Raw genomic sequence first — 11189 nt, 5'->3', positions numbered from 1 at the left:
GCACAAACAAGACATCAACTTCGTCTGCCACAATCACGAACAGTTTTGGTTTCAGAAGGTAAAACTTGCGGAGCGGAACCCGCTATCCAGCCCGCTCGGCCACACGTATCGAAAGATTAGGAACATGAACCGCCTATTGCTCAAGATCGCCTCTGTCCTGGCATTCGCCGCCATGGCATGGATTGCACCAGCCGCAGGAGAAAACATGCTCGAACGTGAATTGCATGCAAGCGCGAGCAAGGGTGACGCGACAGCTGTCCGCGACCTGCTTGCAAAGGGCGCCAGCATCGACGCACGCGACGACAGCGGCCGCACCGCACTTCTGCTCGCCACCCACGGCAACCAGATCGAAGCTGCCAGGGTGCTGATCGACGCAGGCGCCGACGTCAACGCCAAGGATGCCATCAATGACAGCCCGTATCTTTATGCCGGCGCGCGCGGACATTTCGAGATCCTGAAGATGACGCTGGCCCACGGCGCCGATCTCAAGAGCATCAACCGCTATGGCGGCACTGCCCTGATCCCGGCCGCCGAACGCGGTCATGTCGAAACCGTGCGTACGCTGATCGAGGCCGGTGTCGAGGTCGACCACGTCAACAAGCTCAACTGGACGGCTCTGCTGGAGGCGATCGTACTCGGCGACGGCGGTCCCCGCCACGTCGCGATCGTCAAGTTGCTCGTCGACGCCGGTGCTGACGTCAACCTTGCCGACGGCGACGGCGTGACACCGCTGCAGAACGCACGCAAGCACGGCTTCACCGAGATCGAGAAGGTCCTGGTTGCCGCCGGCGCCCGCTGAAGGAGGCCGAATTGGACAAGTCGAGTGAGTTCCTTTGCCAGGCAATCGAGCTGGCGCGCGCGAACATTTCGAGAGGTGGCCGCCCTTTTGGAGCGGTTGTGGTCAGGAACGGAGAGGTTGTCGCCAGTGGCGTCAACGAAGTGCTCTCGTCCAATGATCCGACTGCCCATGCCGAGATGTCGGCCATCCGGGCGGCAAGTCAGGCCCTGGCCTCGCCACGGCTCGACGGTTGCACAGTCTATGCAAGCGGCCATCCTTGCCCGATGTGCATGGGCGCAATGCGCATGGCGGGCATAACCGAAGTCGCATATGCATATTCGAATGACGACGGCGAGCCCTATGGCCTGTCGACGGCAGCTGTCTATGCCGACCTTGCGCGGCCTGCGACCGAACAGACGATGAAGGTCGCATATCGCCCGGTGCGCTCGCGGGACCACCAGCATCTTTACGCCGAGTGGAAGGCTGCACAGTCCCAATCCTAGGCTTCTTCACCCCAATCCGGCCGGAAGGTTTCACAAGCTCCTCCGCCAGCCTCTCGTTTTCGCCACAAGGAGTGCGGACCATGACCAAACCGGCCACCGGCCCGCTTGCCGGGCTTCGCGTCGTCGAATTCGTCGGTCTCGGACCTGCACCCTTCGCCGCCATGCAGTTCGCGGACATGGGGGCCGACGTCATCCGCATCGCGCGCCCGGAGGCCACGCCTAAAATTCCCGATCCGATTTCGGGACGCGGGCGTCCAACCGTGGAGGCCGATCTCAAGGATCCCGTCCAGGCCGAGATGGTCCGCACACTCTGCGACAGTGCCGACGCCCTTATCGAAGGGTTCCGGCCGGCTGTCATGGAACGGCTTGGGTTGGGACCTGATGTCCTGCTGGAACGCAACCCGCGTCTCGTCTATGGCCGCATGACGGGGTGGGGGCAGACAGGTCCGCTGGCAACCCATGCGGGCCACGACATCAACTATATTGCCATATCAGGCGCGCTCGCGGCGATAGGCCCCGCCGGCCATCCCGTGCCGCCGCTCAACCTCGTCGGCGACTTCGGCGGCGGCGCCATGTTCCTCGTCTCCGGCATGCTCGCGGCCCTGCTGTCGGCGCAGCGTACAGGCACCGGGCAAGTCGTCGATGCTGCCATTTGCGACGGCACCGTCCAACTGATGACCATGGCTCACGACCTTGCCTCCGCCGGCCAGTGGCAGCCCCAGCGCGCAGCCAATCTGCTCGACGGCGGCGCGCCCTACTACAGCACCTATGAATGCGCAGACGGCAGGCATATCGCCATCGGTCCGATCGAACCGCAGTTCTTCGAACTGTTCCGCCAGGCCATCGGACTGGACGACACGGCCAACGCCCTGCGCGCCGTCCGGCACAATTGGCCAGCACTGAAAGACGAGATCGCAGCGCTGATCATCAGACGCCCAAGCTCCGAATGGCTGGCTCTGCTGGAACACTCCGACGCCTGCGTTTCACCGGTGCTCGACCTTCACGAGGCGGCGCAACATCCTCATCTCATCGCCCGGAAAAGCTTTGTTCAACTGAACGGGCTGACACAACCAGCTCCGACCCCGCGCTTTTCCGGCACGCCGACCGAGGCGCGCGCCCGACCTCAAGATGTGCTGCCGCTGGCCGAGGCGGTCAGGGCGTGGAGCGGCTAACTCCAGCTCGCGAGCTCTCCACCCCAGCCGACAGACCCCAAAATGCAAAAAGCCGCCGGTGGAGCCGACGGCTTGAGCAATTTTGTCGAACGTGCCTGACCCGGCGAGAAAGCCTCAGATAGCGGCTTCCAGGGTCGACAGGTGGTTGAGATAGGCTTCCGCCTTGGTGCGGGCCTGATCTTCCTTGGCGTCGGCGACGTCTTCGCGCGCCTCCTGGATACGACGCAGCAGTTCGGCGCGGTCGATGTCCTTCACCGGCGTCGCCGATTCGGCGAGAAGTGTGCAGCCGGCCGGAACGATGTCGGCGAAACCGCCAAACACGACGTAGCGCTCTTCCTTGCCGCCGACGGCCTTAACCGTCACGACGCCCGGCTTGATGGTGGTCATGACGGGTGCATGGTTGGCCATGACAGTCATTTCACCTTCCGCGCCGGGAATGACGACGGACTCGACCTGCTCCGAAACGAGCAGACGCTCGGGCGAGACCAGTTCGAATTTGAATGCTTCAGCCATGGTGTCTCACAAATGCTTGGACGGAGTTCCGAGCAGACCTGCCCGCAACCGGACAGTCACCGGTGCAACAGCGCGGACCGAGGGGCCCGCGCTGCGGCTTTTATGATTATGCCGCTTCCGCAGCCAGGCGCTGGGCCTTCTCGATCGCCATGTCGATGCCGCCGACCATGTAGAAGGCAGCTTCCGGCAGGTGATCGTACTCGCCGTCAACCAGCCCCTTGAAGCTCTTGATGGTGTCTTCGAGCGGAACCAGCTGGCCGGGCGAACCGGTGAACACTTCGGCGACGAAGAACGGCTGCGACAGGAAGCGCTCGATCTTGCGGGCGCGGGCGACCGTGATCTTGTCCTCTTCCGACAGCTCGTCCATGCCCAGGATGGCGATGATGTCCTGCAGCGACTTGTAGCGCTGGAGGATTTCCTGGACGCGACGGGCGACCGAGTAGTGCTCTTCGCCGACGATCAGCGGGTCGAGCATGCGCGAGGTCGAGTCGAGCGGATCCACGGCCGGGTAGATGCCCTTTTCCGAGATCGCGCGGTTGAGAACCGTCGTCGCGTCAAGATGCGCGAACGAGGTTGCCGGCGCCGGATCGGTCAAGTCGTCGGCGGGCACGTAGATGGCCTGCACCGAGGTGATCGAACCCTTGTTGGTCGTGGTGATGCGCTCCTGCATCTGGCCCATGTCGGTCGACAGCGTCGGCTGATAGCCCACGGCCGACGGGATACGGCCGAGCAGAGCCGACACTTCCGAACCCGCCTGGGTGAAGCGGAAGATGTTGTCGACGAAGAACAGCACGTCCTGGCCCTGGTCGCGGAAATGCTCGGCGATGGTCAGGCCCGACAGGGCGACGCGGGCGCGCGCACCGGGCGGCTCGTTCATCTGGCCGAACACCAGCGCGCACTTCGAACCTTCGGTCGAGCCGTTGTTCTCGTGCGGGTCCTTGTTGACGCCCGACTCGATCATTTCGTGATAGAGATCGTTGCCTTCGCGGGTGCGCTCGCCGACGCCGGCGAACACCGAGTAACCGCCGTGCGCCTTGGCGACGTTGTTGATCAGTTCCTGGATCAGAACGGTCTTGCCGACGCCGGCGCCGCCGAACAGGCCGATCTTGCCGCCGCGGGCGTAAGGAGCCAGCAGATCGACGACCTTGATGCCGGTGACCAGGATCTGTGCTTCGGTCGACTGGTCGACATAGGCAGGCGCTTCCTGGTGGATGGCGCGCTTCGACTTGGTCTTGACCGGGCCGGCTTCGTCGACCGGCTCGCCGATGACATTCATGATGCGGCCGAGGGTCTCGTCGCCAACCGGAACCATAATCGGCGAACCGGTATCACGGACGGCCTGGCCACGAACGAGGCCTTCCGAAATGTCCATGGCGATGCAGCGGACGGTGTTTTCGCCGAGATGCTGTGCCACTTCGAGGATGAGGCGGTTGTCGCCGTTCATCGTCTCGAGCGCGTTCAGGATCGGCGGCAGTTCGCCGTCGAACTGCACGTCGACGACAGCGCCGATGACCTGCGAGACGCGGCCAGCGCCCGTGGCGACGACCGCGGACTTTTCGACCTTGGCAGCGGCCGCCTTGGCAGGCGCCGCCTTCTTTGCTGCGGGGGCCTTTTCCGCCGCCGGAGCGGCTTTCGGAGTAGCTGCTTTAGCCATCGTTTAACCTCTGTGTCCGTTCGTTGTTTCACGCGGACCCGCCTTGCGGCGAGCCATCACGTGGCTAGAGCGCTTCGGCGCCCGAAATAATCTCGATCAGTTCCTTGGTGATCTGGGCCTGACGCTGGCGGTTGTACGTGATCGTCAGCTTGTTGATCATGTCGCCTGCGTTGCGCGTGGCATTGTCCATCGCGCTCATCTTGGCACCCATCTCGCCGGCGGCGTTTTCCAGCAGCGCCCGGAAAATCTGCACCGAGATGTTGCGCGGAATGAGATCGCCGAGGATTTCGCCCGGCTCCGGTTCGTATTCGTAGACCGCACCGCCGCTGGTCGCGGCGTCAGTGCCGGCCGAAGGAGCGGCGGCAGGAATGACCTGCTGCGCGGTCGGAACCTGGCTGATCACCGACTTGAACTCGGAGTAGAACAGCGTGCAGACATCGAAGCCGCCCTGGTTGAACAGGGTGATCACCTTCTTGGCGATCATGTCGGCATGGACGAAGCCAACCTGCTTGGCGTCGCGCAGTTCGACGCGGTCGATGATCAGCGAGGCGAAGTCGCGACGCAGGACATCGTAGCCCTTCTTGCCGACGGTGATGATCTTGACCGTCTTGCCCTGGCCCTGGAGCTTGCGGACATGGTCGCGAGCCAGACGCGAAATCTGGCTGTTGAAGCCGCCGCACAGGCCGCGCTCGGCGGTGCAGACGACGAGCAGATGCACGTCGTCCTTGCCGGTGCCGGTCATCAGCGCCGGAGCATCGCCACCGCCGCCGACAGCCTGGGCGATGTTCGCGAGAACCGCACCCATGCGCTGCGAGTAGGGACGCGCGGCTTCCGCAGCTTCCTGGGCGCGACGCAGCTTCGCCGCGGCGACCATCTGCATCGCCTTGGTGATCTTCTGCGTCGCCTTGACCGAGGCGATACGGTTGCGGAGGTCTTTTAGCGAGGCCATGCCTTATCCGTCAGTGTCAGGCGAAGTTTTTCGCGAAAGCGTCGATGTGACCCTTGAGCTTGCCGCGGAGATCGTCGCTGAGCGCCTTCTCCGTACGGATGCCGTCGAGAACGTCTTTGCCTTCCGAGCGCATGTAAGCCAGCAGGCCCTGCTCGAACTTGCCGACCTGGTTGAGGGCCAGCTTGTCGAGGTAGCCGTTGACGCCGGCGAAGATCACCGCGACCTGCTCTTCGGTCTTGAGCGGCGAGAACTGCGGCTGCTTGAGCAGCTCGGTCAGGCGCGCACCGCGGTTGAGCAGACGCTGGGTGGCCGCGTCGAGGTCGGAACCGAACTGCGCGAAAGCAGCCATTTCGCGGTACTGCGCGAGCTCGCCCTTGATCGAGCCTGCAACCTGCTTCATCGCCTTGATCTGGGCCGACGAGCCGACGCGCGACACCGACAGACCGACGTTCACGGCAGGACGGATGCCCTGGAAGAACAGATTGGTCTCGAGGAAGATCTGGCCGTCGGTGATCGAGATCACGTTGGTCGGGATGTAGGCCGAGACGTCGTTGGCCTGCGTTTCGATGACCGGCAGAGCGGTCAGCGAGCCGGCGCCGTTTTCGTCGTTCAGCTTGGCCGAACGCTCGAGCAGGCGCGAGTGCAGGTAGAAGACGTCGCCCGGGTAAGCTTCACGGCCCGGCGGGCGGCGCAGCAGCAGCGACATCTGGCGATAGGCGACGGCCTGCTTGGACAAATCGTCATAAGCAATCAGGGCATGCTTGCCGTTGTCGCGGAAGTATTCGCCCATGGCGCAGCCGGCGAACGGAGCCAGGAACTGCATCGGGGCCGGATCGGACGCGGTCGCCGCGATGATGATCGAATATTCGAGCGCGCCGCGCTCTTCGAGCACCTTCACGAACTGCGCGACGGTCGAGCGCTTCTGGCCGACGGCGACGTAGACGCAGTAGAGCTTTTCCTTCTCCGGACCAGCGACGTGGATCGCCTTCTGGTTCAGGATGGTGTCGAGAATGATGGCGGTCTTGCCGGTCTGACGGTCACCGATGACCAGCTCGCGCTGACCGCGGCCGACGGGGATCAGGGCGTCGATGGCCTTGAGGCCGGTCGACATCGGCTCATGCACCGACTTGCGGGGGATGATGCCGGGCGCCTTGACGTCGACGCGGCGACGCTCCTTCGCCTTGATCGGGCCCTTGCCGTCGATCGGGTTGCCGAGCGCGTCGACGACGCGGCCGAGCAGTTCCGGACCGACCGGGACGTCGACGATCGCGCCGGTACGCTTGACGGTGTCGCCTTCCTTGATGTCGCGGTCGGCACCGAAGATGACGACGCCGACGTTGTCGCTTTCAAGGTTCAACGCCATGCCGCGGATGCCGCCCGGGAACTCGACCATTTCGCCCGCCTGGACGTTGTCGAGACCGTAGACGCGGGCGATACCGTCACCCACCGACAGAACCTGACCGACTTCGGTAACTTCGGCTTCCTTGCCGAAATTCTTGATCTGGTCTTTCAGAATTGCGGAAATTTCCGCGGCGCGGATGTCCATCAGCCGACCTCTTTCAGTGCAAGCTTGAGCGAATTGAGTTTGGTTTTGAGCGACGTATCGATCTGGCGCGAGCCCATCTTCACGATCAGGCCGCCGAGCAGCGAAGGATCGACCGCGACCGAGATCGCCACGTCCTTGCCGGCGACGCTCTTCAGCGCCGACTTGAGTTCCGTTTCCTGCGCCGCGGTCAGCGCATGCGCCGAAGTCACCTCTGCCGAGGTCTCGCCACGATGCTCGGCGGCGATCTGGCGGAACGCCTTGATCATGCCGGGCAGTGCGAACAGGCGGCGATTGCGCGCCACGAGGCGGAGGAAATTGCCGGTCAGGCCGGTGATCTTGGCCTTGTCGGCGATCGCCGAGATGGCCCTTTCCTGATCTTCGCCGGAGAACACCGGGCTCTTGATCAGGCGATCCAGATCAGCACTGCCGTCAAGCAGCACAGCGAAACGACCGAGGTCGGCTTCTACCTTTGCAACAGCGCCTGCTTCGAGCGCGAGATCGAACAACGATCCCGCATAGCGCTCAGCAACACCGGAGATTGGCGAGGAAGATTGGGTCACGGACCGTCTTTTCTCTTGTCTGACAGGCCGCAAGATTGTTGGCGCGAGTGTGAGACTCTAGCTAAATCTTTGACCTTACTGCGTTTTTTGACCCCGGAGCTCGCGACAGCCGCATCCCCCCGGCCGAAAGTCGATTGCCGTCTAGCACAGGCTTTTGAGGACCGCAACACGTCCTCTAACAGGCTTTTGAGGCACTATTGTCGCATCTTGCGCATCGAAGCTGTGGCTTGACGGCGATTCACGGCCAGAAGCCGAAAACAAACCCAAGGGGTAGGGCCGCCAGCGCCAGTTCGATAACGATCGCCACCCAATTGTATGGTGTGTTGGCACCGTCCGACATCATGGCGACGATCCGGCCGAAGGCAGTGAACAGCCACGACACGCCGAGCGCCATGTAAAGCAATGGCTGGGCTAGCAGAATCGCGCACAGCCCAACCCCGAGGAAGAAGCCGGCCATAGTGGCGCGACCCTGGGCGACGGCTTCCGGATTGTCCGGCCTTGCCTGCAGCCTGAGCAGGCGGAAGGCGATTCTCGGGGCAAAGAACAGGATGACGCCGAACAGCAGCGTGACCGCCGCCGAGCTCCACGCCAGCCACTCGCCCTGGCTCGCCGGCCACGGAAATGCGAACTCCATATTTCCCCCTCCGGTCAGGCCGCGAATCCACAGGGATCATATCCGACCGCGTGTCGAGCGCCAGAGCGCAACTGGTGTGAACGGCCGGAACAAGTATGCTGCGGCCGGCGGGCCTGATGGAGGGGACCATGGCCATACCGGCGCGAATAGTCTGGGCGATCAGTCACCTCGGCATTCAGCCAAGTGACAGGCTGCTGGAAATCGGCTGCGGGCGGGGCATCGCCATGGCTGAAATCACGCCCCTGCTGACCGATGGTCACATTATCGGGCTCGATCGCTCGGACAGCGCCGTAAGCTCCGCCGACGAGAGAAACCGCGCGGCGATATCGGCCGGCAAGGCAGCGTTGGCGCAGGGGGCACTCGCGGATTGGAGCGGTGGCGGGCGGCACTTCGACAAGGTCTTCGCCATCAACGTCAACCTGTTCTGGCTGGAGGCGGCGCGCGAACTCAAGCTGATCCGCTCGCTGCTCGCCCCGGAGGGCAAACTGTACCTGTTCTTCGAGCCGCCAAGCGCCGGCCAGATCTCTGCTATCGCGCACGCCATCGAGGTGCGCCTCAAGGCGGGCGGCTATGTGCTGGAAAAAACCATGTTCGGCCCTGCAGCGACGCCGCCGCTGCTCGGCATGGTCACCCGGCCCGTGGCCTGATCACAGGAAACTCTGCGGATCGATGTCGACCTGCACGCGCACCGATCCGCGCAGCTTGGGCCCGGCGGCAAGCAGCGCGCGGATGTAGCCCTGTATGTCGGCCTTCCTGTCGGCCTGGACCAGCAAACGGAAGCGATGGCGGCCGCCGATGAGCGCCAGCGGCGCCTCCGCTGGCCCGAGCACATGGACATCCTGCGCCACCTGGGCTGCGCGGCGCAGACCACGCGCATGGCTCTCGGCCTCGGGCCGCGTTGCCGCGCTGACGATGATGCCGGCGAGCCGGCCGTAGGGAGGCAGGGCGGAACGCTCGCGCTCGGCGATCTCACGATCGTAGAAGGCTTCCGAATCGCCCGAGACAATCGCCCGCATGACCGGATGGTCCGGCTGGAAGGTCTGCAGCAGGCCAAGGCTCTTCTTGCCAGTGCGCCCTGCCCGGCCGGTCACCTGCGACAACAGCTGATAGGTCCTCTCGGCGGCACGCGGGTCGCCATTCGCGAGGCCAAGATCGGCGTCGACCACACCGACAAGCGTCATGTTCGGAAAGTTGTGCCCCTTGGCGACGAGCTGGGTACCGATGACGATATCGGCTTCGCCATTGGCGATCGCCTCCAGTTCCAGCCTGAGCCGTTTCACGCCGCCCAGCATGTCCGAGGACAGCACGATGGTGCGTGCGTCGGGGAAATGCGAAACCACTTCCTCGGCAATGCGTTCGACGCCCGGCCCGCAGGCGACGAGATGATCGAAGGTGCCGCATTCCGGGCAGGCCTCGGGCCGCTTCTCGTTGTGGCCGCAATGGTGGCAGACCAACTGGCCACGAAAGCGATGCTCGACCAGCCAGGCCGAACAGACCGGGCAGCCGAAGCGGTGACCGCAGACCCGGCAGAGCGTCAGCGGCGCATAACCGCGCCGGTTGAGGAACAGCAGCGACTGCTCCTGCCGGCCAAGGGTTTCGCGCATCTTGCCGAGCAGCACCGGCGACAGGAAGCCGCCGCGCGCCGGTGGCGAGCGCCGCATGTCGACCGTCGCCAGCTGTGGCAGCGCCGCCTCGGCGAAACGGGCTGAAAGCACCGAACGCGCATACTTGCCCTGCTCGGCGTTGACCCGGCTCTCGACCGACGGCGTGGCTGACGCCAGCACGATGGGAAAGCCGCCGATATGGCCCCGCACCACGGCCATGTCGCGGGCATTGTAGAAGACGCGGTCCTCCTGCTTGTAGGCAGGGTCATGTTCTTCGTCGACCACGATCAGCCCGAGATTGTTGAACGGCAGGAACAGGGCCGAGCGGGCGCCAGCCACCACCCGCACGCCGCCTTCGGCGACCTGGCGCCAGACGCGCTCGCGCATCCGCGGCGGCAGGTCCGAATGCCACTCGGCGGGCTTGGCGCCAAATCGGTTCTGGAAGCGCTCGAGGAAGGCCTGCGTCAGCGCGATTTCAGGCAGCAGGATCAGCACCTGCTTGCCTTTGTCGAGTGCCGCCGCCACCGCTTCGAAATAGACTTCCGTCTTGCCCGAGCCGGTAACGCCGTCGATCAGCGTGACAGCGAACTTGTCGGCCTCGACCTGGGCGCGCAAGCTTGCCGCGGTCGCCTCCTGGTCGTTGGTGAGCTCTGCGCTGGCGTAGGACGTATCGGGCGGCGCCACCACCGGGCGCGGCGGGATCATCACCGTCTCGAATACGCCTTGCGCCCTCAGCCCGTCGATGACGGTGGAGGAAACGCCGGCGGCATGCGCCAGGCCCGAGCGCGTCCAGGCTATGCCGTCATTGGCCATTTCGAGCACACGGGCGCGCGCCGCAGTCATTCGGTCGGGCTCGCCGTCGCTGCGCTTGAGCCCTTCCGTCCAGGGCTCCGGATCGAAGGCCTCGGGCGCGCGCAGGATCATTCGCGCCACCATGCCGGGCGGCGACAGGGTGTAGTGGGCGATCCAGTCGACCAGCCGGCGCATCTCGTCATTGACGGGGGGACAATCGAAGACATGCGCAATCGGCCTGAGCTTCTTCGGATCGACCGCTTCGACCGGTCCGTCCCAGACGATGCCTGCCACCTCGCGCGGGCCGAGCGGCACGCGCACGATCGAGCCGGGCACCACCTGCATGCCGTCGGGAACGGCATAGGAGTAGGCGCGCTCGGCAGGCATCGGCACCAGCACGGGGGCGGCCCTGGTTCTTGGCGAATCGGCGGTCATGACGCGTGACCTTGCCCCGAACTTGGTTTAGAGCAAAGGCCGACATATC

General features: G+C 64.4%; 11 protein-coding genes. 4 read left to right on the top strand and 7 right to left on the bottom strand.

Going from position 1 to position 11189, the window contains the following annotated elements; genetic code table 11:
* Positions 1–205: 205 nt before the first annotated feature.
* The 3 genes from SLT36_RS05740 to SLT36_RS05730 all read left to right on the top strand — a co-directional run bounded on the left by SLT36_RS05740 (position 206) and on the right by SLT36_RS05730 (position 2453).
* A complete protein-coding gene (locus SLT36_RS05740) occupies positions 206–799 on the top strand; it encodes an ankyrin repeat domain-containing protein (RefSeq protein ID WP_432288262.1) in 594 nt (197 codons plus the stop codon).
* Between the two features lie 11 nt (positions 800–810).
* Complete coding sequence (locus SLT36_RS05735; RefSeq protein WP_432286266.1) at positions 811–1281, top strand: nucleoside deaminase; 471 nt, start codon at positions 811–813, stop codon at positions 1279–1281.
* Positions 1282–1361: 80 nt separating this feature from the next.
* Entirely contained in the window at positions 1362–2453 is a 1092-nt protein-coding gene (locus SLT36_RS05730; protein ID WP_432286265.1) for a CaiB/BaiF CoA transferase family protein, read from the top strand.
* 114 nt (positions 2454–2567) lie between these two features.
* On the opposite strand, the gene SLT36_RS05725 is transcribed toward SLT36_RS05730, so the two are convergent.
* From SLT36_RS05725 to SLT36_RS05700, 6 genes are all read right to left on the bottom strand, one after another.
* Positions 2568–2966, bottom strand: coding sequence for a F0F1 ATP synthase subunit epsilon (locus tag SLT36_RS05725; RefSeq protein WP_115730343.1), 399 nt, complete (start codon positions 2964–2966; stop codon positions 2568–2570).
* Between the two features lie 106 nt (positions 2967–3072).
* Positions 3073–4620 carry a F0F1 ATP synthase subunit beta gene (gene atpD, locus SLT36_RS05720; RefSeq protein WP_432286264.1) on the bottom strand — a complete coding sequence of 516 codons (1548 nt, stop codon included), beginning with the start codon at positions 4618–4620 and terminating at the stop codon, positions 3073–3075.
* Positions 4621–4684: 64 nt separating this feature from the next.
* The gene (locus SLT36_RS05715; protein WP_432286263.1) at positions 4685–5569 is read right to left on the bottom strand and encodes a F0F1 ATP synthase subunit gamma; all 885 of its coding nucleotides are present in this window, start codon (positions 5567–5569) and stop codon (positions 4685–4687) included.
* Between the two features lie 16 nt (positions 5570–5585).
* Positions 5586–7115: a F0F1 ATP synthase subunit alpha gene (gene atpA / locus SLT36_RS05710; protein WP_067956554.1), complete on the bottom strand. Its 1530-nt coding sequence runs from the start codon at positions 7113–7115 to the stop codon at positions 5586–5588.
* Entirely contained in the window at positions 7115–7675 is a 561-nt protein-coding gene (locus SLT36_RS05705) for a F0F1 ATP synthase subunit delta (RefSeq protein WP_067956552.1), read from the bottom strand. Before SLT36_RS05705 ends, atpA begins: the two co-directional genes overlap by 1 nt.
* Before the next feature lie 238 nt (positions 7676–7913).
* Entirely contained in the window at positions 7914–8309 is a 396-nt protein-coding gene (locus SLT36_RS05700) for a DUF4345 family protein (protein WP_432286262.1), read from the bottom strand.
* Between the two features lie 128 nt (positions 8310–8437).
* Here SLT36_RS05700 and SLT36_RS05695 point away from each other — a divergent pair, with 128 nt between their 5' ends.
* Positions 8438–8956: an SAM-dependent methyltransferase gene (locus tag SLT36_RS05695; RefSeq protein ID WP_432286261.1), complete on the top strand. Its 519-nt coding sequence runs from the start codon at positions 8438–8440 to the stop codon at positions 8954–8956.
* Here SLT36_RS05695 and SLT36_RS05690 read toward each other — a convergent pair whose 3' ends face one another.
* Positions 8957–11140 carry a primosomal protein N' gene (locus SLT36_RS05690; protein WP_432286260.1) on the bottom strand — a complete coding sequence of 728 codons (2184 nt, stop codon included), beginning with the start codon at positions 11138–11140 and terminating at the stop codon, positions 8957–8959.
* Between the last annotated feature and the right edge of the window lie 49 nt (positions 11141–11189).

The organism is Aminobacter sp. BA135, assembly GCF_050859125.1.
Classification (GTDB): Bacteria; Pseudomonadota; Alphaproteobacteria; order Rhizobiales; family Rhizobiaceae; genus Aminobacter; species Aminobacter ciceronei.
This window is presented reverse-complemented; position numbering and strand designations above follow the sequence as displayed.

Bases quoted from the DNA above. Each gene is read 5' to 3' on its own strand.
- SLT36_RS05740 (WP_432288262.1), top strand. From the start codon at position 206: ATGCTCGAACGTGAATTGCATGCAAGCGCGAGCAAGGGTGACGCGACA.
- SLT36_RS05730 (WP_432286265.1), top strand. From the start codon at position 1,362: ATGACCAAACCGGCCACCGGCCCGCTTGCCGGGCTTCGCGTCGTCGAA.
- SLT36_RS05725 (WP_115730343.1), bottom strand. From the start codon at position 2,966: ATGGCTGAAGCATTCAAATTCGAACTGGTCTCGCCCGAGCGTCTGCTC.
- atpD (WP_432286264.1), bottom strand. From the start codon at position 4,620: ATGGCTAAAGCAGCTACTCCGAAAGCCGCTCCGGCGGCGGAAAAGGCC.
- SLT36_RS05715 (WP_432286263.1), bottom strand. From the start codon at position 5,569: ATGGCCTCGCTAAAAGACCTCCGCAACCGTATCGCCTCGGTCAAGGCG.
- atpA (WP_067956554.1), bottom strand. From the start codon at position 7,115: ATGGACATCCGCGCCGCGGAAATTTCCGCAATTCTGAAAGACCAGATC.
- SLT36_RS05700 (WP_432286262.1), bottom strand. From the start codon at position 8,309: ATGGAGTTCGCATTTCCGTGGCCGGCGAGCCAGGGCGAGTGGCTGGCG.
- SLT36_RS05695 (WP_432286261.1), top strand. From the start codon at position 8,438: ATGGCCATACCGGCGCGAATAGTCTGGGCGATCAGTCACCTCGGCATT.
- SLT36_RS05690 (WP_432286260.1), bottom strand. From the start codon at position 11,140: ATGACCGCCGATTCGCCAAGAACCAGGGCCGCCCCCGTGCTGGTGCCG.